Raw genomic sequence first — 19,698 nt, forward strand, 5'->3', positions numbered from 1 at the left:
CCGCAGGTAGTGCGGTGAGCCGATGTCCAGGATCTTTCTGAGTCATTCGAGAAGGGACAACCGCCAGGCACTCGCGTTGAAGCGCTGGCTCGAGCGGGCCGAACCCGGCCTGCTCGACGAGATCTATCTCGATATCGACCCGAAGACCGGCATCCAGACCGGGGCGAGATGGACCGAGGCGCTGTGGCGGGTGAACGCTCGCTGCGAGGCGGTGATCTGTCTGCTGTCACGCAGCTGGGCAAGCTCCAAAGAATGCCATGCCGAGTACCGGCAGGCCGAAGGCATGCACAAGCCGATCTTCTGCGCGCGCATCGAGGACTTCCCCGACGAAGACGTCACCCTGGCGTGGCAGCGGTGTGATCTGTTCGGCGCCGGCCCGGCCACCGAGGTCGACCTCGATGACGGCGGGCCGCCGGTGCGGCTGTCCGACGACGGGCTACAACGGCTACTGGCGGGGTTGCGGGCGGTGGGGATAGGCGCCGACAGCTTCGCATGGCCGCCACCGGGAGACCCGGACCGCTCGCCCTATCGCGGCTGGCGGCCGCTCGAGTCAGTCGATGCTGCAGTGTATTTCGGCCGCGACGCGCAGATCGTGCGGGCACTCGACGAGCTGCGCGGGATGCGCGACGCCGGCCCCGAGCGCATGTTCGTGATCCTGGGACCGTCCGGTGTCGGCAAGTCATCTTTCCTACGAGCCGGCCTGCTGCCGCGACTGCATCGTGACGACCGGCGATTCCTGCCCATGACCCCGGTCCGGCCCGGTCGTAACGCCCTGACCGGGGAGACCGGTCTGGCCCGCTCGATTCATGACCTCCGGGACGAGGTCGGCCTGGCCGGGCCGAGCCTGGGTGAGATCAAAAACGCCATGAGTGCCGCCGCCGTCCGGGCTTGGTTGGCCGAGGCGGCAGCCGCCGCTCGCACCAGGTGGCTCGATGCGCCGGCGTCGACGGCACCCCCGACTTTGGTGTTGCCGGTTGACCAGGCCGAGGAGCTCTTCGGGGTCGACGCCGCAGATGAGGGACCGGCGTTCTTGGATCTGCTCGGCCTGCTGCTGAGCGATGCGGATCCGGGCGGCCCGAACCCCATTGTGGTGGCGACCATCCGCTCGGACCGCTACGAATCGCTGCAGACCGCGCCGCAGCTCTCGGCGGTGCAGACCCGCCTGTTCGACCGGCTGAAGGCGATGCCGCAGGCACAATTCACGGAGGTCATGTGCGGACCCGCTCGCCGGGCCGCGGAGTCCGGTCACCTGTTCACCGTCGCCCCCGACCTGGTAGACCGTCTCGTTCAGGACGCGTCCGCCGGGGCCGACACCTTGCCGCTGCTGGCGTTGACCCTGTCTCGGCTCTACGAGGACTACGCCGGCAGCCGGGACCCCATCACGGTAGAGCACTACGAGGCGATGGGAGGGATGCGCCGGGTAGTACAGAACGAAGTCGACAGTCTGCTGTCGGCGGATCCGGCCGAGCGCGCCGAGCAACTGCGACGGCTGCACGACGCCTTCATTCCGTGGCTGGCGACGGTCAACAGCGACACTGATCAACCGATGCGGCGCATCGCCCGCTGGGCCGAGTTGCCCGGGGAGAGCCACTCGCTGCTGGACGCGTTCGTCGGCCGGCGGCTGCTGGTCAAAGGTGAACGCGACGGCCAGGTGGTGGTCGAAGTGGCGTTGGAGAGTCTGCTGCGACAGTGGGACGAACTGGCGCAGTGGCTGCGGGACGAATCCACCGATCTCCGCGACGCCGACGCGGTGGAACGGGCCGCACTCGCCTGGGAGCGCAGCAGCCGCCACGACGACTGGTTGTTCGACGGAACACGCCTGGACCGGGCCGAAAACTTGACTGATAAAACAGGTTTCGGTGCCCGGCTGCAGCCGGCCGGCGAGTTCTTGCGCGCATCGCGACAGAAGGTCAACCGCAAACTGGAGGCCGACAAATTAGCGGCTGAGGCGCACGCCCGTTCGCTGCGGCGGCGCTCGCAGGTACTGGCCGCGTTGCTGGCGGTCATCGCCGTCGTCGCCGCTTTCGCGGTCATCAGTCAGCAGCAGGCAAAATCGGCCGAAAAGAAGGCGATCGCGGCCAAACTGGTCGTGGAGGCACGTGAGATGCTCGGCGACGCCGGGCCGGGTGGGGACAGGCGCGCGATCCTGCAGATGGCGGCCGCCGAGCAGTTGTCGCCGCCCCGATCAGATCCGGAGTCGCTTCTGAACACGCTGACCGATACCCGTCGACTGGAGCACATCTTCACCCTGCCGACGCCCGTTTCCGGGATGGACGTCAGCCCCGACGGTCGGCGCGCTGCGTCCGCCGGGGAAGACGGCCTCATCCGGCAGTGGGATCTGGCAACCGGCCGTCCGGTCGGCGAACCGTTGACAGGGCACACCGAGAAGGCGGGGGCCATGTACGTCCGCGACGGCAGCTGGATCGCCTCGTCGACACAGGGCGGGACCACGCGCATGTGGGACGCCAACACCGGCGCGGCCGTGCAGGTGCAGAATGCGCCTGGAAGCGACTTCCTCGCGGGAACGGTCAGCCCCGACGGCGCATTGCAGGCTGTCGGATACCGCGACGGCACGATCCAACTGTTCGATGTGGCAACCGGCACACCGAAGAGCGCTCCGATTCCGGCCCATGACCAGGTACTGGATGTAGCCTTCAGCCCCGACGGCGGCCGGCTCGCCACGGGCGGCGCGGACGGGACCGTGCGACTCTGGAACGTCAGCACCGGCCAACTCGAGGCCGGGCTGCCGCCGCTGCCCTCGCACCAGGGCTCGGTCATCGACGTGGAGTTCAGTCCGGACGGCAAACGCATCGCGTCACTGAGCTACCTGGTGGGCACCGACCCGAGCGATGCGCCGACGGGCACCGAAGCTACCGCGAACCCCAAGGACGGAATGCAGCTGCGCGTAACCGATGCGTCCTCCGGTCAGCCCGTCGTCGACGGAGTAACGGACTTCGGTTACGGGGTCAACGATCTGGCCTTCAGCCCGGATGGCCGACGCATCGCGATCGGCGCCTCCGACGGCACCGTACGGGTGTGTGACGCCGACACCGGGGCGACGGTCGGGTCGCCCCTGCGCGGCCATACCGGCCCTGTCATCCGAGTGGCCTACACCGCAGACGACAAAGACGGCACCCACATCGTCAGCGCCGGCGACAACACGATCCACGTGTGGTCCGCCGAACCCGACCGGGCGATCGGAGACTGGCTTCCCGGCGTGGCCGGTGCGGGATTCCTACCGGTGGCCGTCAGTCCCGACGGACACACCGTGGCCACCCGCGACGTCGACAACGAATCCGACATCGCGCTGTGGCACAGGGATACTCGCGAGCGCTTCCGTACGATTGCGACCGGCCACGACGGCCCGGTCTCCGCGCTGGCCTGGAGATCGGACGGTGAGGTGATCGCCTCCGCCGGCGGTGCCGACCATACAGTGCGGCTGTGGCATGCGCAGACCGGTGCGGCTGCTGGCCCCTCCCTGACCGGCTCACCCGCGGCCACACTCGGGCTGTGGTTCAGTCCGGATGGGCATCGACTTGCCGCGAATGTCTCGGGGTCCGATCCGAGGCTCTGGGACCTCACGACGAGTCCACCCCACGCCACCGTACTGCCCGTCGACGAGGATGCGGTGTCCACAATCGGGTTCACCGGCGACGGGCGTCGGTTGATCACCGTGTCACCGATGCATTTTGTGACCAGCGATGACACGGTCGACGACAAGATAGAGAGGACAGGCAACGTCTTCGACGCGCCCGAGGCGACGTCGTCAGCGGTGCGGGTATGGGATGCCGGCACCGGCCAATTGGCCGGCACCCCCTTGATTCACGCGGGCGGCCGCCCGATGGATATCGCAAATCAGGACGGCGATGGCCCCTACTTCGCCGCCGCCATCAGTCCGGACGGACAGCGGATGGTGGTCGCCACGATCAAGGGCCTGCGCCTGTACGACGTCTCGACGGGAAAACCGGTGGGCGAACCGTGGATCACCGCTCCGTCCGCCGATTCAGCGATCGTCGCTCTGGCGTTCGACCCGGACGGCAGCTACGTCGTGTCCGGCGACACGCGAACGTCACAACTTCAATTGTGGGACGCTCGCACCGGCAGGCCGATCGGCAACCCGCTGACCGGCTCCGGTGATTCCATCAGTAGCTTGGCTTTCACCGTCGGCGGCAACCACATCGTGTCCCGAGGACAAGACGGATGGATGATCTGGCCCGGCCCGAACCGTTGGCGCGACGAACTCTGCGACAAGGTCACATCCACCATGAGCCGCGCCGAGTGGGACGAATGGGTATCACCCGACATCGACTATCAAGACCCCTGCCCTAAGCCGAACGAGCCGGGGTAATCGTCTCAGCGCTCGACCACCGGCCAGAACAGCTCGAACAGCCGCACTTCCCAGCCGTCGGCGACCGACCCGGTGCGGGCACGCTCGGCGGTGTAGGCCCCGACCAGCGCGTCGATCAGCGTCGCGGCGTCGACGCCGGGCCAGCTGTCCTCGATCACCTGCTCCAGCGCCGCGCGCTGACCGGCGAGGATGCTCCGGAACACCTCGGTGAACTCCGGGTCCTCGTCGGTGAGCAGGGCCGCGAAGCCGCCGAAGCCGATGCCGGCGTCGACCGCCTCGACGGCGTGCTCGATCACCCAGCACAGCCGGTCGCGCGGTGCGGTGTCCGCGCCGGGCGGTTGCGTCGTCGTCAGCCGCTCCAGCGCGGCGGACAGCATCTCGCGCCGGTCCCGGTAGCGCCGGTAGATCGTGGTCTTCGCAATCCCCGACCGGGCGGTGACGGCCTCGACCGTCACTCCCCGCGGGCCGCGGGTGCGCAGCAATTGCAGCGTCGCATCGGCGATGCGCTGGTCCACGTCGCGCCTCGCCGTCATCGCTGCTCCCTCGCCTGGAATAACCCGGTCGCGAGAAACGCTACACTGAGCGTATCGCTACGGTAAGCGTAGCGTTTGACGAGAGGAGAGATCATGGCGACGTTCGCCTACTTCAACTTCCTGCTGACGTTCGTGGCCCTGGGCCTGTTCGTGCACGCCCTGGCGACCGGCAGCGCCGCGGCGGTGGCCTACGGCACGGCGCTGGTGGTGTTCATCGCGGCGATGATCGCGGGGTCGCGTCGGCAAGCACGCGTGGGCGAAGCCGATCCGGGACGCGCAGGTCGACCGGTATCTGCAGCGCTATCGCGGTGTCGAGGACACGCCTGTCGAGCCCGAGCTCGAGATCCCGGAGAGGCTCGCCGCGTAGGGTTCGACCGTGCAGGTCGACGCGATGACGATGCCGCAGCCGCTGCGCGAGGTCGGCGACCTGGCCCGGCGCACGCAGGCCGCGGGGTTCTCGGGTCTGCTGTTCACCGAGACCGGGCGCACGCCGTATCTCAACGCGGCGGTGGCCGCACAGGCGGCGCCGGGGCTGGAGTTGTCGACGGGCGTGGCGGTGGCGTTCCCGCGCAGTCCGTTCGTGACGGCGGCGACGGCCTGGGAGGTGCAGGAGGCCTCGGGCGGCGCGTTCCGGCTGGGTCTGGGCACGCAGGTGCGCACGCACGTGGTCCGGCGCTACGGCGTGGATTTCGAACATCCGGGGCCGCGGCTGCGCGACTACGTGCTCGCGGTGAAGGCGTGCTTCGCGGCGTTCCGCACCGGGAAGCTCGAGCACCGCGGCGATTTCTACAGCCTCGACTTCATCACCCCGCAGTGGAGTCCGGGCCCGATCGACGTACCTGATCCGAAGGTCGACATCGCGGCCGTGAACCCGTGGATGCTGCGGATGGCCGGCGAGGTCGCCGACGGCATCCATGTGCACCCGCTGGGCGAGCCGGGCTACATCCGGCGCCACGTGCTGACCAATCGCGCTGCCGGCGCGGAGAAGTCGCACCGCTCCCCCGACGACGTCGCGGTGATCGTGCCGGTGATGACGATCGTCGGCGACACCGACGAGGAACGACATCGGGAACGCGAGCTGGTCCGGGCCAGCATGAGCTTCTACGGCAGCACGCCGAATTACGCGTTCATCTGGGACGAGGCCGGATTCGAAGGCACGACGGCGCGCATCCGGGAGAAGCAGAAGGCCGGTGACTTCGCCGGTATGGCCGCGCAGATCACTGACGACCACATCGCGGCGTTCGCGACGGAGTCGACGTGGGACGGCCTGTTTGACGCGCTGCGGGCGAAGTACGACGGGCTCGCGACGCGCCTGGTGCTGTACAACGCGCTGGCCGACCGCGAGTGGTTCGAGCGGTACGGGGAAGTGGCGCGGCGCCTTTCGTGAGCGCTATTCGCCGGCGGAACCGTTGACCGCGGCCAGGAGCCGCCCCGCATAGGGCAGTTCGACCCCGTTCTCGTCGAAGGCGCGCAGGATCTCGCGCCGCAGGCGGCGCTGGACCGACCATTGGACGCCGGGCCGGGTCTTGACGGTCATCCTCAGGGTGACCTGGTCGGACCGCACCTCCTGAACACCGAGCATCTCGGGTTCGCCGAGGACCTTGGCGGCGATCTTCGGGTCGTCGATAGCGGCGTGGGCGGCGTCGAGGGCGACCTTCTCTGCGCGTTCGACGTCGGCGGTGGGCGCGACCGGTATCTCGATGCGGGCGACCGCGTAGTCCTGGCTCATGTTGCCGACGCGGGCGATCTCGCCGTTGCGCACGTACCAGAGGGTGCCGTCGATATCGCGCACCGTGGTGACGCGCAGGCCGACACTCTCGACGTCGCCGACGGCGTCCCCGAGGTCCACGGTGTCGCCGACGCCGTACTGGTCTTCGAGAAGCATGAACACGCCGGTCACGAAGTCGCGCACCAAGTTCTGCGCGCCGAAGCCGATGGCCAGGCCGACGACGCCGGCCGAGGCGAGGAACGGCGCAATGTTGACGCCGAGCACGTTGAGAATGCCCAGCGCAACCCAGATCAGCAGCACGATCGAGACGGTCGACTTCAGCACCGATGCGATGGTCTTCGCGCGCTGCTGGCGGCGCTCGGCGGCTCGGGCACTTGCGGCGGAGGACTGCCCACGTTCGCGCAGGCCGCGCAGCAGCGGAGGTCTCCTGGCCGGCGCCTGGTCATCCGACGCGGAATTCTTGCGGGATCTGCCGGTGGCGGCCCGATCGATCATCCGATGCAGCACATACCGTGCGACGAGCACGACCAGAATGTACGCAACGATCCGGATGGGAACTTCGAGCAGCCAGTGCCGGTTGGTTTCGGTCCATTCGAAGGCGAGGTTGTATACGTCCATCATCTCGACCGTAGGGCTACCCACTGGGCCGAATGCAAATCATGAAGCGGCTGAACCACTTTGACGTGTCCGTCGATCGGCGGCGGGCAGGTGCGGCATGCGCCCGACACGAGCGCCGCAGCCTCCCGCGACGGGATCCACGTTGTGCAGACGGCTACTCGCACTTTCGCTGCAAAAAGTGGAACTCATGACTTGTCGGTGCCCACTCGTATTGTCTGCGCATGGCCAGGAGGGACTCGGGAGGCGGCGGCTTCGTCGGCGTCCTCGGCGTGCTGTTCCTGCTCGGCCTGATCGTCGAGTACCTCTGGTTCATCGTCGGTGCGGCGGCCGTCATCGGAATTTCAGTGGGCATCTACTACGCGAGCCGTGCCGCCATCAGGCGCGCCGAGGAACGTCAACGGCTCGCCGAACGCCGCGAGGACGAGCTCCGACTGCGCGCCGAGCGGCAACGCCGGTGGACGCTGCTTGGGGACAGCCGCGCCATCTACGGCAAGGACGGCGATGCCGCGACACGCGCGGTCTCGCAACCGCCGCGTCACGATGACCGCCCCATCGCGAGGATGGCCACCACCGCCGGCGAGCTGGCGGCGTTGAAGAGGGACAAGCCGCAGGCGTGGACGCAAGCGCTGTTCGCGTCCGTCCTCATGCAGCGCACCTCCGCCGTGTTGCCGCGGCTGCGCGACAGCGAGCTCGGATTCACCGCGTCGGGCGGTGTCCGCATGCCGTCGGGGTCGTATCTGGCATCGAGGCTCAGCCGCCTTCTGGACCAAATGCTGGCCACGGTGCAGCAGCTCGCCGACTTCATGAACGCCCCGGCGTTCATGACCCCCTTCGGGTCGGAAAGCGGTGATGCCGAACCCGACGGCGACGCGATCGAGCACATCGCGAATCGCCTGATGGACTACCAGGAACGCCTGCTCGAACTGTCCGAAGACTGCCGTGGACTGTCCGCCCCGTCGGCGTACACCGACGTGATCGCCGACTGCGCACGGCTCCTCGACGCGCCGCTGCAGAGCTTTCGCGAATTCACCGGCGAGTACGTCGACATCATCGAGGCGCTGCCCCGCGTCCTCGAACACGCCACCGGCACGATCCATCTGGGCGGTCTCGCGCTGGACCTGGACATCGACGACGACCTGCTGAGCGCAACTGAGAAGCGCCTACACGCGATGGCGCGATGATTGCTCCGGAGCGCGCGATACTGACGACCATGTCAAAAGTCAGAGATGACGTTTGACTGACGGACACGACACGACGCGCGCCCACCTTGTTTGCGACAAGATCGCTGGCTAGTGTCATCGCTACCGGGAATTCGTTGAAGAGTAGCGTTCCGGGCTCCGTCGGGGAACCCCATTCGTTCCAGGAAAGATTTGCCCATGAGCGCTACACACCGCCATCACGCCGACGGAGAACGTCGCCACCGGAGTCGAGCCCTGCTGGGGCTCGCCGCCGCCGGGGCGTTGCTGCCGCTGGTCGCCTCACCAACCGCGAATGCGGCGAGCGTGATCCCCGAGGGGCCGCTGACGGTCCGCACGATCAGCCCCGTGAAAGGCGACTACATCAACAACACGCTGCAGGGCATGGTCTGCCAGGCACCCAACACGTGCACGGAGATCCCCTACATCAGCTTCATCACCCCCTTCGGGGTCGCCCGGCTCGACGACGTCATCAAGGCGGAAGCCGATAAGCCGATCGTCATCTACGCCTACAGCAACGGCGCGCAGATCGCTCAGCACTGGATCACCAATCACTCCGAGGATGCGGACGCACCGCCGGCGGAGAACGTCACGTTCATCTTGATGGGCAACTCCACCCGCAAGTACGGCGGCGCGGACAACGAATTCGGGGTCTCGCAGCCGAGCCAGTACCACGTGATCGACATCGCCCGCGAATACGATCCGGTCGCCGATTTCCCGGACAACCCGCTCAACCTGCTGGCGCTCGCCAATGCGCTCTCCGGGTTCATCACGCTGCACGACTACCGCGATGTCGACATCAACGACCCCAACAACATCGTGTGGGACGAAGGCAACACCACCTATGTGCTGGTGCCCACGGAGAACCTGCCGCTGCTGAACCCACTGCGGCTCGTCGGCCTGAACGCGCTCGCCGATCAGCTCAACGGGCCACTGAAGGAGATCGTCGACACGGGCTACGACCGCAGCTACATCCCGGAAGACGCGCGGCCGGCGCCGGTCACGTCCACCGTGGCGGCGAAAGCCGTTGTTGCCGAGCCGGAACCGACGCCGGTAGCGGTCACGAAGAAGGCCGTTGTCGAGACGAAGGCGGTGACGAGCACGCCGGAAACGGAGGTCGACATCGAGGAATCGAAGCCGGCGAAGTCCACGACGAAATTGACGAAGAACGACGACGTGGCCGACGCGGTGCGGTCGATCACGAAGACCACGACCCGGGAGCTGAAGAAGCTGACCGAGCCGCTGAAGTCACTGCGCACGCCGCGCTCGTCGGCCGAGGATTCTTCGACGTCAAACAAGCCGTCAACGCGGGAGAGCGGCTCCGATAGCGGGTCTGGCGACAGCGGAGAGTAGGCCGCTATTCGCTGTCGTCGCCGCCCGAGGATGCGGCGGCCTTGTCGGCCTTCGCCGGCGCAGCCTTGGTGGCCTCTGCCTTGGTCTCGGTGTCCGACGAGTCCTTCTCCTCGGACTTCCGAGTAGGCTTCGCAGTTTCTTCGGCGTCGGAATCATCCTTGTGCGCAGTCTTTTTGGCGTCGATGTCGTCACGCAGCCGTTGGATGCGCTCCTGCCGGCGATCGATGGCGTCCTTCCAGGACGTCGCGCGCTTGAGGGAGCGCGTCGGGGCGGGTGCGCTGTCCGGCTCGGTCGCGGACTCGACGGCCAGCGTCGCGGTCGTCGGCTTGGGCGCGGGCGGACCGGTCAAGGTCGGCGGGATCCCGGTCTCCATGGGCGGCCGGTTGTAGGCCGAGTCGATGATGGGTCGCAGCTTGCTGTCGAGAGCGGCGACGAACTTCGGGTCGAAGTGAAAGGCGACCATCGGCGCGAGGATCGGGAGAACGTCGGCGGGGATGAGGATGGTGGTCGTCGTCCCGCCCGCTTCGTTGACGTCGATGGTGTACTCGGTCGGGTTGTTGCGGATGTCGAAGTTGGAATTCTTCACGTGCAGTGTCATGGCGCCCATGACCGCGTTGGTGACGGCGAGCATGTTCCACCCATTGTCGGGGAAGTCGGAGAGGCCGTCGTATTCCGCTCGGACGATGAGGATGTCGTAGGGCGTGACGGGCGTGGGTAGTTCGGCGAGCTTGCCGAGAAACCGCTTGCTCGGTGAGCCGTAGATCGCGACGTTGAGTTCCGACGGAGGCGGCGGCTCCTTGCCGTCGGTCGTGTTGGCGCGGTCGGCTTCGAGCCGACGCAGCACTTCCATGACCGAGGGGGCGCCTTCGGAGACGCCGCCGATGGTCTTGGGCCCGGCGTAGGCGGGGTCGTAGACCGCGGCGTAGAGGTTGTCGGCGCCCTTGGCGACGGAGGAGTAGAGCTCCTTGCCGGGGAAGGGGACGTTGACGCGCCGGTCGTAGGTGGCGAAGTAGCCGCCGAACGCCTCGGCCATTTGCTGCTCGGTGAGGGTTGCGTACACGCCCTTTCCCCCGAGCAGCAGCGCGGTCGAGGCGTTCGCCACGCCCGAGCTCAGCGCGACGATCAATGCTCCGAGAAGAATTACCAAGCGATACATGTCCCACCCCGTGTTCACGCAGAGAGCTCCCCGAGCCTGAGCATTCACAGTACGGCCGACACCCGCTCGACGAATCGGGGAAACCCCCCGTGTTCGCTTCATCCGCTCTGCAACCAGGGGCCGTCATCGTCGTCGTCGAAGTACCCCCACTCCTTCGCCGCGGCGATCACACCACGTCGGAAGTGGGGCGCCTGGCGGTCGACGGCGGCGAGAGCCTCCGCAGTCAGCCCCTCTCGAATCCCGCTCCGCGCATGAGCGAAGGGAATGAAGGCCCGCAGCAGATCAGGTGTGCTCAGCTCGACCTCGAGGATGGAGTCATCAGAGAAGGAAGAGGACCCGTCAAGAGCTTCTTCCACACGGACAGCACTCCATCGCAGCGGATCTCCGTTGCCGGTGTCCATGATGTTCTCGAGTTGCTCCCGCCAATGCCAACCCTCGAACGGTTGGCCGGATGGAGAAGCAAGGAAGTCTTTCGTCAGCTCGAGCAGCGCTGCAGGTTCCCAATCGGGAGGCGCATAGTCTGAGCCGCCGTCAGGCATGCGACCGACCAGCCACTGGACCAGCGGTCGGCACTGTGGCCACGAATCCGTCTCCCTCGCAAACGTCGACCCCTTCATGCCCTGCAGGATCCAAGCCTTTGCGTCTGCGACGGTCATGTCGACGAAACCCATGTCCGGATCATTCTCTTTGTCGGGGTACCTGGCGATCAGATCAGCGATGGGCTCGGACCAGATTTCGGCTGTCTCGATCGTGGACATCGTGCTGTGGCTGATCTGTGTGGCGCACACCATCTCGTATCCGCTGGGGAAGCGCGCACCGACCACGATCTCGTCGATGTCGCCCAGGACGTGAGCGAATCGTGCGGCTCGATAGACCTTGACGCGACGGAGCTCGCCAATCCACTTCGGAACGTGGTGGCGCCGACGAGCGACCTCCTGCCGGCAGGACGCCTGCAGGATAGGGTCGTCATCGAGGAATTCAGCGAGAGCCGCCAACAGCGCGGTGACCTCTGAAGTCTGAATCCCGATGAAGTTCGTGATGAGACGGTCGCGATCGAAGAATGGCAGCGACTGACGAGACCGAAGGCGGGCGAACGGATCCGGCCTCGACGACTCGATGAAGTACGTGACGAGCGCCAGCAGACCCAGTGGGTGCTTCTTGGCGAGCGCCTCGCGGAGCAGGTTGCAAACAAGCGCATCGTGCTCGTCCAGCGTTGGTGTCGTGTGCAGTCGGCGCCGTGCGTCCCGTCGTATCTGCTTGGCTCTACGTCGTGCGCGTCCGTCGGTCATGCTGCGCACGCTACTGCGGAGCGGTGACAGGTACGGCGGGCCGAACTGAGCACCGCCGTGAATCGGTCAATGAGGTCTCCGAGAAGGTGCCGACGACATCGGTCTGTTCTGTGTCAAAGGACCATCGACAGGGTGGAACGAACCCGGACTTTGACTGAATCTGTTGATGCCGGCGGCGCAAAGACCGAAAGCCAGAGCGTGCTTCGCTGATCTTTAGGCTGTGCCTATGTCAGATTCATCGCCCGACTCCCTCCTTTCTGCCCTCGCGAAGGCAAAGATCCCGGCCGACAACCACGCGTTCATTCAGAAGCTCATGACCGCCGTCGGCATCGTCGGGTATCGCGCGGTGGTCAGAGCCGACAAGTCTCATGTCGTCGCCGAAAGACGCGACGGCCGCCGCGCTCTCCACATCTTCTATGGCTACACCAGTGGGTTCGACTCGCAGGAGGAGATCGTTCGCTTCACCGGCAACGCCGTCGGTAAGCCGAGCTCGAGGAAGGGAACCTGGTACATAGAGCACCCCACCAATCGGGTGTCCCCCACGAGCGACCGCTCCCGTGATGTCCGACGCACTGGCGCGCAGTGCGCATGCGGGATGCAACTGTCGCTGACGGGGGTGTGCGCCAGTTGCGATTGACCCATCACGCCCTGCCTCCAATGGGTCAGGCGTCTATGTTGAGCCGCCGCGCCAAGTCCGGTCCCCCGACCTCACGCAGGAAGTCAGGATCGCCGCACACCACCAATTGGTCACGGGCGCGCGACAACCCGACGTAGAGGCGTTCCCGGGAGCGCTCGAATGCCGACTCCTCGTTCACAACGAGCACGACCGCTCGGCGTTCGAGACCCTTGAAGCCGAGAACGTGTCCGTAGAAGACTTGATCGGCGTCCCAGAAGCTGTCCCAGTACGCGGCACTGCCAGCGGCCTGGCGTTCACGCTGTTCGGGGTGGCGGCTTCCGGTGGTCAGCAGCGCGACGTCCTCAGGCCGCCAGCCCTGCTCGAGGAGCGCATCGACTTCGTCGTCGCCGGCGTCCATCGATTCCTCCCGCGTGCACGCGACGTACTTGACCGCCGGGCCTTCGCCGCCGAGAAAGCGCATCGGGTGATCGACCAACGGCTGGAACGCATTCGCGATCTGACGGGTGTTGCGCAGATTGTGGTCGAGCACCAGCGGAACCAGCGGCACCGGCGGCGAACCGTGCCGATGGAACACCCGCTGCCCCTCGTCGGTGAAGACGTACAGCCCACCGGTCTCGTCGTCGCGCAAAGCGGCCAACAGCGGATCCCACCACGCATCGGCGAAGTCCTGCGCCTCGTCGACCACGATCGCGTCGAACCGGTGACCCTGATCGAGTTGCATCGCCAATTCGGTCATCTGGGCTGGGAGGTGCCGCTCCCAGAACTCGACCGTCTCGTCGGTGCGCAACGACTCGTCGGGTCCCGCGGGCGCACCCCACGTCTTGCCGAGGTCATGGAACTCGCCGACGTATGCGGGTTGCTGACGGCGGTTCCAGGTGGCGGTGATCCGCTCCAGATACGACGCCAGCCCGTGCGAGTAGCAGACCAGCGCGACGCGCTGGCCGTCGCGGGCCAGCCGACGGGCCTGCTCCATCGCCAGGAACGTCTTGCCGCTGCCGGCGCCGCCGCGGATCTCGACGCGGTGCAGCAGCCGGATGGCGTCGAGAATCACCGACTGGTGCTCGGTGAGAACGTCTGCCGCGTCTTCGTTTTCGAGCGCACGGGCCACCACGCTGCGCTGCGGGAGACCGCGACCGCTCAGTGATTCGTTGAGTTCGGCGATGCCGGCGCGGCTGAGCAGCGGCCGCTCGAGCTCCTGGCTCTGCAGGACCTCGCGCAGCTTGGCGACGATGTCGGGCAGGTCGGTGCGGTCGATGACCTTCCAGCGTGGACAGTCGGGCAGGGCGAAGCCGTCGGGCAGATCGGTGTTGGGCAGCACGACGACGTGGTCCCAGCGCAGCCGGCCCTGGGTCCAGCGAGGGTCTTTCTCGACGAAGTCACGCAGCGCGTAGCAGGCCTCTCGAGCCTGCCGGACGGGGTCGATCTTGTGCTCGTGGCCGCGGCGCTTCTGCCGCCAGCTCTCCCCGTCGTGCCACACCTCGCCGCCCTTGACCTCGACGCAGACGATGCCGGCGCCCTCGATCGCGACGAAGAAGTCGATCTCGTGATCTTTGAGATGGTCGGTGACGCGCTTGCCGGGAATGACCAGATCACCGGGCTCGAGCTGGTCGATCAGAGCCTGCCAGACCCTGCGTTCGGCCCCGTTGGCCAGCCGTGGTGTCTCGGACACGGTGATGGTCATCGTCGACGTCCTCCCCTCCGTCAGCAGCGATGGTAACCAGCGGGGCCGACGTGTCGGACTTTGAGGTTGCGAATTCGAGCGGGCGGAGTGCTACCGTCAGCGGCCCAGGCTGGCCAAAAAGCGTTGTACCTCGTCGACCGAGCCGAGTACGAACTCCGCGGCGGTGTCCCTGTCACCCACCTCGGGATCGTCGGCCCGGCCCACGAAGATCCCGATTCCGCGGTCCCGAAGCGCCCGGAACGCGTCTTCGTCGGTGATGTCGTCGCCGAGGTACAGCGCAAGCACGTCGTCGCCGCCGAGTCCGAGCACGTCGATCAGATGCAGCACCGCCTTACCCTTGTCCCAGTCGATGTTGGGCTTGAGCTCGTAGACCATCTTCCCGGGCGTGAGGGCGACTCGGTCGGAGTTCTCGGCGAGCAGGGTCTGCACGCTGTCGCCGACGCGGTCGCGGTCCTCGGGGGCAACGTGGCGATAGTGCACCGCCACCGAGGCCCGCTTGGGTTCGATCTGCACCCCGGGGATCGAACCCACGTCGTCACGAAGGCGGTCGGTCACCTCGGCGATGAGGTCGAGGAACCCGGACACGCGATCGTCGCTGATCGAGCCCTGTTGCGGGGTCCAGATGTCGAACCCGTGACTGCCCGCCACGACCAGATCGTCGACACCCATCAGTTGCTGCGCCATGGCGCGGTCGCGCCCGGTGATGATGCAGACCGAGCATCGCGTTGCCAACTCCCGCAGCGTGATTCGCATGTCGTCGGACATCACGGCGTCCTCGGGGCGGTCCACGATCGGTGTCAGCACTCCGTCGTAGTCGAGGAAGACCACCGGTATGTGTCCCGCCAATCGCCGCTCGACCGCCCCGCCCTCACCGACGGCTGATGGTAGGTCACCGACCTTGCGCATTCTCATCCCGCAGACCTCACTTCGTCGATACACGTCCAACCTACGGCGACGACGCTGCCGAGAGGTACCCCTCGACAGCATCGTCGCCCCAGGGTCGATCGTGGTCGGCAGGGCGGAGATGTCAGAGCTGCCACTCGGCCTTGTCTGCGTTACTGCTGTCGCGGCGCGGTCAGCAGAACCTTCAGCGCTCCGGTCTCGGCCGCGTTGGCGAAGACGTCGTACGCGGTCTCGAATTCGTCGAGGCCGAATCGGTGCGTGACCATCGGCGTGGTGTCGAGCCGATGGCTGGTGACCAGACCGATCAACGTCGGAGTGGAATGGGTGTCGACCAGGCCGGTGGTGATGGTCAGGTTCTTGATCCAGATGTCTTCCAGATGCAGGGTCGCCGGCGCGCCGTGCACACCGATGTTGGCGACGTGCCCGCCGGGACGAACGAGCCGCACCGCCTGCTCGAACGTCTGCGGAAGCCCGACAGCCTCCATCGTCACATCAGCCCCCAGTCCCCCGGTCAGTTCACCGATCACCGCCGCGGGATCGTCGCGGCCACTGTTGACCACGGTGTCGGCGCCGAACTTGCGCGCCGCCTCCAGCCGGGAGTCGGCCAGATCGATCGCCACGATGTGGCTGGGGCTGAACAGGCGCGCGGTCATGATCGCGGCCAGCCCGATGGGTCCCGCACCGATGATCGCGACGACATCGGCGGGGCGGACCGCGCCGTTGAGCACTCCCACCTCGTAAGCCGTCGGCAGGATGTCGGCGAGCACGATCATCTGCTCGTCGGTGACCCCGTCAGGAACCTTGTAGGTGGAATTGTCGGCGAAGGGAACCCGCACATATTCGGCTTGAGTGCCGTCGATCAGGTGTCCGAGGATCCAGCCGCCGCCGCCGAGGCACTGCCCGTAGCTGCCGTCGCGGCAGTACCGGCAGCTGCCGCACGACGAGACACACGACACCAGAACCCGGTCACCGACGGCGACTTTCTGCACCGACGAGCCGACCTCGGTGACCGTGCCGACGGCCTCGTGGCCGAGGATGCGGCCGGGGGTCACTTCCGGAACGTCGCCGCCGAGGATGTGCAGGTCGGTGCCACATATCGTGACGGCATCGACCCGCACCACCGCGTCGGTGGGTTCTCCGATGGTGGCATCGGGCACGTCTTCCCACGACCTGCTGCCCGGACCGTGATACACAAGCGCTTTCATGATCGTCGTCCTTCGTTCGAAGTGCCGGTCGATTGCCGCGTGCGCGGCCAGCGCCCGAGGAAGCGGTACCGGTCGGGGTGGGTGACGGGCTGGGCTGAAGCCGCCCCGCGTCGTCACCTCTGCCAGAGCGCCGTTGTTCCAGTAGTAGATCTCGGTCGCGATGGAGGACCTCCGAGTCGCGTTGGGAACGCCTGAGTTCGAGCCGGGCATCCCGGCCGCGACCCGCGGTGCGCCGTGCGCCGGCGAGCAACACGCCCAGGCCCAGCATCGCCACCGCGCCCACCACGATGACGATCACGGCATACTCCCCGGGACATGCGTCCCATTGACCCCTGCCGCAGCCGGTGCCGGGACGGGAATAGGCGGCTGCGGCTCCGGCCGGTCGGCGGCGGTGGCCTCCCGGGCCAGAAACGCGCCGAGTTCGGCGATGGTCGACATCAACGGGGCCGGGAAGACGACGGTGGTGTTCTTGTCCACGCCGAGCTCGACCAAGGTCTGCAGGTTGCGCAATTGCAGAGCGAGGGGGTGGGCCATCATGGTGTCCGAGGCGTCACCAAGAGCTGCCGCCGCCAGCGATTCGCCTTCTGCGTTGATGATTTTCGCGCGCTTCTCCCGCTCCGCCTCCGCCTGGCGCGCCATCGCCCGCTTCATACTGTCGGGCAGTTGGATGTCCTTGAGCTCGACCAGGGTGACCTGAACACCCCACTCAATAGTGGTGACGTCGAGGATGTCCTGGATGTCGAGGTTGATCTTGTCGGTCTCCGAGAGTGTCTCGTCCAGAGTGTGCTGACCGACGACCTTACGCAACGTCGTTTGTGCGATCTGGTCGATTGCGGAGTGAACGTTCTCGATCGCCACCACCGACTTCACCGCGTCGACAACCTTGAAGTAGGCCACCGCCGACACGTCGACACTGACGTTGTCGCGGGTGATTATGCCCTGGGACTGGATCGGCATCGTCACGATCCGCAGCGAGATGCGATGAAGCACATCAACGAACGGGATGATCAGCCGAAGGCCCGGTCGACGTTCCCCGACCACACGCCCCAGCCGGAACAGCACGCCATTCTCGTACTGCTTGACGATGCGCACCGACATCGCCGCGCCCAGCAACAAGAGAACGGCCAGAGCAACGAGTACACCGATCAAGATGCTCATCGCCGGCCACCCCTCGAATCGGCCGGCAAGCCGCAGCGTGATCGAGCGGTAGAACCTTCAGGAAAGGTGAGTGAAGCAATCATGGTGATCCGGACGTCAAGACGATCACCGGCGCGTCACGGCTCGGAGCCACAGCTCCTCGAGTTCTGCGGCGGACAGCCGAACTCATCCCGGACCAGCTGACATTCCCAGCTATCCGCAACGTTACACCCCCCGGACAGCCGCCGCTCGTCGGTCGCCGCAGCGGAGCCGATCAGTCGGCCCTCGGCTCGTCATGCGCACGTCGCGCCCATTGCCTCAGAGCGGCGAAGTAACGGCTCTTGTTGTGCACCAATGCTATTGGTCCGTCCGTCGCCCGAGGATCGCAATTCGCCCCAGCCCCGGGACGAGCACGAGCGCGCCCGTACAGTCGCCGCGGTGACCGACCGTCGGCGGCGAGAAGGTCGTCCGTCTCGCTCCGCCGAGAGCGCCAAATCTGGCGATGCCGGACTCCTTGAAGGTGGTGACCTTCGCCTCTTATCCGCACGGGCGTGCTGAGCGGAACATCGCGCCCATGATCACATACGGCTTCGACAAGGCGAGCTCCATTCTCACGGTGCAACCCGAGTTGCCGCTCGAAAAGAACGACTTCGATCAGATGGCCAAGGCGATTGACCCCGAGATCGAGGCCCACGGCGATCTTGCCGGACTGATCATCAATGCGCGTGCCTTTCCCGGGTGGGACAGCTTCGGCGCGATGGTGACCCACTTCCGCTTCATTCGCGACCACCAGAAGCACATCAAGAAGATTGCGGTGGTAACCGATTCGCAGATGGGGAATGTCGCCGAACACTTGGCGTCGCATTTCGTCTCAGCGGACATCAAGCATTTCCCCGCCGAACAGGTCGAGCAGGCTCGACACTGGATCGCCGACGGTTCATAACCGTACTGAGCTCACCGGCAGGATGTGAGCCAGGTATCGCCCATGACCGAATTGACCGAATTGACCGAGAATGGCCCCAGCTCACCGAGTGGGACACTGACTCCCGAGCAGGCCCGCGCGGACGCCGCCGACCTGCGGGCCGGGATCGACGACCTCGCCTGCCTGGTGTCGGACGCGCTAAGTCTGCCCGAATTGCTCACTGCGGTTGCGACTTTCGCTGTTCGCGCGATACCGGGTGCTGAGGGTGCCGGCGTGACCTTGCTGCGTGCCGGTCGGGTGGACAACATGGTCGAGGCGCTGGCAGCGAGCGCTCCGTTCGTCGCCGAGATCGACGAGATCCAGTACGTGACCCTGAAGGAGGGGCCGTGCATCACGGCCGCCCTGGAACGGCGCACGGTGCGGTCCGGGTCGTTGGGTGGGGAGATCATGTGGCCGCGGTTCGGCCCGCGGGTGGGCCGGCTGGGAGTGCACAGCGCGCTGTCGCTGCCGTTGCTGTTACGCGATCAGGTTGTCGGGGCGATCAACGTCTACGCCCACGGCAAGGACGCCTTCGATGAGCACGCGGCCGAACTCGGCGAACTGTTCGCCAGACCCGCCGCCGTGGCGGTGCACAACGCCCAGGTCCTCGCGCAGGCGACGACGCTGACCGCCCAGTTGCAGTCCGCCCTGTCGACCCGACCGGTGATCGACCAGGCGATCGGCCTGATCCGTGGACGCACCGGGCGCAGCGCCGAGGAGGCATTCTCACAACTGCGGGCCATCAGCCAGTCCGAACACCGCAAGCTGGCGGAGGTGGCCCAACGCGTTCTCGATGAAGCCGTGCGCCGCGCCCGCACCCGTCACGACCCGACCTGAGCCGGCAGCCTCGATCCGCGCAAGGGAGCGCCGGCGGAGTCGTCGACGGGGGCTTCGAAATCCGCTGAAGGTGTCCGTAGCCACGCCGAATTGACCTGGCGCGCCTATCGTCAGG

General features: G+C 66.6%; 15 protein-coding genes. 7 read left to right on the forward strand and 8 right to left on the reverse strand.

Features of this window, described 5'->3' with window-relative positions; genetic code table 11:
- The first annotated feature begins 22 nt into the window (after positions 1 to 22).
- Positions 23 to 4,348 (forward strand): nSTAND1 domain-containing NTPase, encoded by a 4,326-nt coding sequence (locus tag G6N45_RS00090; RefSeq protein ID WP_163719627.1) that lies wholly within the window; start codon positions 23 to 25, stop codon positions 4,346 to 4,348.
- Positions 4,349 to 4,353: 5 nt separating this feature from the next.
- On the opposite strand, the gene G6N45_RS00095 is transcribed toward G6N45_RS00090, so the two are convergent.
- On the reverse strand, positions 4,354 to 4,881 hold the full coding sequence (locus G6N45_RS00095; protein WP_163719630.1) for a TetR/AcrR family transcriptional regulator: 528 nt from the start codon (positions 4,879 to 4,881) through the stop codon (positions 4,354 to 4,356).
- A 376-nt stretch (positions 4,882 to 5,257) separates the two neighbouring features.
- Here G6N45_RS00095 and G6N45_RS00100 point away from each other — a divergent pair, with 376 nt between their 5' ends.
- Entirely contained in the window at positions 5,258 to 6,268 is a 1,011-nt protein-coding gene (locus G6N45_RS00100; protein ID WP_163719632.1) for a TIGR03617 family F420-dependent LLM class oxidoreductase, read from the forward strand.
- 3 nt (positions 6,269 to 6,271) lie between these two features.
- Here G6N45_RS00100 and G6N45_RS00105 read toward each other — a convergent pair whose 3' ends face one another.
- A complete protein-coding gene (locus G6N45_RS00105; RefSeq protein ID WP_163719635.1) occupies positions 6,272 to 7,228 on the reverse strand; it encodes a mechanosensitive ion channel family protein in 957 nt (318 codons plus the stop codon).
- A gap of 221 nt (positions 7,229 to 7,449) precedes the next feature.
- On the opposite strand from G6N45_RS00105, the gene G6N45_RS00110 reads away from it, so the two are divergent.
- A complete protein-coding gene (locus G6N45_RS00110; protein WP_163719638.1) occupies positions 7,450 to 8,409 on the forward strand; it encodes a hypothetical protein in 960 nt (319 codons plus the stop codon).
- A gap of 195 nt (positions 8,410 to 8,604) precedes the next feature.
- Positions 8,605 to 9,777: a PE-PPE domain-containing protein gene (locus G6N45_RS00115; protein ID WP_163719641.1), complete on the forward strand. Its 1,173-nt coding sequence runs from the start codon at positions 8,605 to 8,607 to the stop codon at positions 9,775 to 9,777.
- Between the two features lie 4 nt (positions 9,778 to 9,781).
- Here G6N45_RS00115 and G6N45_RS00120 read toward each other — a convergent pair whose 3' ends face one another.
- Together G6N45_RS00120 and G6N45_RS00125 are read right to left on the reverse strand one after the other, a co-directional pair.
- A complete protein-coding gene (locus G6N45_RS00120; RefSeq protein WP_163719643.1) occupies positions 9,782 to 10,933 on the reverse strand; it encodes a PE-PPE domain-containing protein in 1,152 nt (383 codons plus the stop codon).
- Between the two features lie 98 nt (positions 10,934 to 11,031).
- Positions 11,032 to 12,222, reverse strand: coding sequence for a hypothetical protein (locus G6N45_RS00125; RefSeq protein WP_163719645.1), 1,191 nt, complete (start codon positions 12,220 to 12,222; stop codon positions 11,032 to 11,034).
- 226 nt (positions 12,223 to 12,448) lie between these two features.
- Here G6N45_RS00125 and G6N45_RS00130 point away from each other — a divergent pair, with 226 nt between their 5' ends.
- Entirely contained in the window at positions 12,449 to 12,859 is a 411-nt protein-coding gene (locus G6N45_RS00130) for a hypothetical protein (protein WP_163719647.1), read from the forward strand.
- A 25-nt stretch (positions 12,860 to 12,884) separates the two neighbouring features.
- On the opposite strand, the gene G6N45_RS00135 is transcribed toward G6N45_RS00130, so the two are convergent.
- From G6N45_RS00135 to G6N45_RS00150, 4 genes are all read right to left on the reverse strand, one after another.
- Positions 12,885 to 14,540, reverse strand: coding sequence for an NERD domain-containing protein (locus G6N45_RS00135; protein ID WP_163719649.1), 1,656 nt, complete (start codon positions 14,538 to 14,540; stop codon positions 12,885 to 12,887).
- A gap of 96 nt (positions 14,541 to 14,636) precedes the next feature.
- Entirely contained in the window at positions 14,637 to 15,452 is an 816-nt protein-coding gene (gene otsB, locus G6N45_RS00140) for a trehalose-phosphatase (protein WP_163719656.1), read from the reverse strand.
- A gap of 143 nt (positions 15,453 to 15,595) precedes the next feature.
- Positions 15,596 to 16,648: a zinc-dependent alcohol dehydrogenase family protein gene (locus G6N45_RS00145; RefSeq protein WP_163719658.1), complete on the reverse strand. Its 1,053-nt coding sequence runs from the start codon at positions 16,646 to 16,648 to the stop codon at positions 15,596 to 15,598.
- Positions 16,649 to 16,942: 294 nt separating this feature from the next.
- The gene (locus tag G6N45_RS00150; protein WP_163719660.1) at positions 16,943 to 17,806 is read right to left on the reverse strand and encodes a slipin family protein; all 864 of its coding nucleotides are present in this window, start codon (positions 17,804 to 17,806) and stop codon (positions 16,943 to 16,945) included.
- A 553-nt stretch (positions 17,807 to 18,359) separates the two neighbouring features.
- Here G6N45_RS00150 and G6N45_RS00155 point away from each other — a divergent pair.
- Together G6N45_RS00155 and G6N45_RS00160 are read left to right on the forward strand one after the other, a co-directional pair.
- Complete coding sequence (locus tag G6N45_RS00155) at positions 18,360 to 18,728, forward strand: SpoIIAA family protein (RefSeq protein WP_163727520.1); 369 nt, start codon at positions 18,360 to 18,362, stop codon at positions 18,726 to 18,728.
- A 42-nt stretch (positions 18,729 to 18,770) separates the two neighbouring features.
- Positions 18,771 to 19,583 carry a GAF and ANTAR domain-containing protein gene (locus G6N45_RS00160; RefSeq protein WP_163719662.1) on the forward strand — a complete coding sequence of 271 codons (813 nt, stop codon included), beginning with the start codon at positions 18,771 to 18,773 and terminating at the stop codon, positions 19,581 to 19,583.
- Positions 19,584 to 19,698 lie beyond the last annotated feature (115 nt).

Origin of the sequence: Mycolicibacterium psychrotolerans (genome assembly GCF_010729305.1) — a bacterium.
Classification (GTDB): Bacteria; Actinomycetota; Actinomycetes; order Mycobacteriales; family Mycobacteriaceae; genus Mycobacterium; species Mycobacterium psychrotolerans.

Coding starts and splice junctions, on each gene's coding strand:
- G6N45_RS00155 (WP_163727520.1), top strand. CDS start 18,360: ATGATCACATACGGCTTCGACAAGGCGAGCTCCATTCTCACGGTGCAA.
- G6N45_RS00095 (WP_163719630.1), bottom strand. CDS start 4,881: ATGACGGCGAGGCGCGACGTGGACCAGCGCATCGCCGATGCGACGCTG.
- G6N45_RS00125 (WP_163719645.1), bottom strand. CDS start 12,222: ATGACCGACGGACGCGCACGACGTAGAGCCAAGCAGATACGACGGGAC.
- otsB (WP_163719656.1), bottom strand. CDS start 15,452: ATGAGAATGCGCAAGGTCGGTGACCTACCATCAGCCGTCGGTGAGGGC.
- G6N45_RS00160 (WP_163719662.1), top strand. CDS start 18,771: ATGACCGAATTGACCGAATTGACCGAGAATGGCCCCAGCTCACCGAGT.
- G6N45_RS00110 (WP_163719638.1), top strand. CDS start 7,450: ATGGCCAGGAGGGACTCGGGAGGCGGCGGCTTCGTCGGCGTCCTCGGC.
- G6N45_RS00115 (WP_163719641.1), top strand. CDS start 8,605: ATGAGCGCTACACACCGCCATCACGCCGACGGAGAACGTCGCCACCGG.
- G6N45_RS00130 (WP_163719647.1), top strand. CDS start 12,449: ATGTCAGATTCATCGCCCGACTCCCTCCTTTCTGCCCTCGCGAAGGCA.
- G6N45_RS00120 (WP_163719643.1), bottom strand. CDS start 10,933: ATGTATCGCTTGGTAATTCTTCTCGGAGCATTGATCGTCGCGCTGAGC.
- G6N45_RS00105 (WP_163719635.1), bottom strand. CDS start 7,228: ATGGACGTATACAACCTCGCCTTCGAATGGACCGAAACCAACCGGCAC.
- G6N45_RS00145 (WP_163719658.1), bottom strand. CDS start 16,648: ATGAAAGCGCTTGTGTATCACGGTCCGGGCAGCAGGTCGTGGGAAGAC.
- G6N45_RS00150 (WP_163719660.1), bottom strand. CDS start 17,806: ATGAGCATCTTGATCGGTGTACTCGTTGCTCTGGCCGTTCTCTTGTTG.
- G6N45_RS00090 (WP_163719627.1), top strand. CDS start 23: ATGTCCAGGATCTTTCTGAGTCATTCGAGAAGGGACAACCGCCAGGCA.
- G6N45_RS00135 (WP_163719649.1), bottom strand. CDS start 14,540: ATGACCATCACCGTGTCCGAGACACCACGGCTGGCCAACGGGGCCGAA.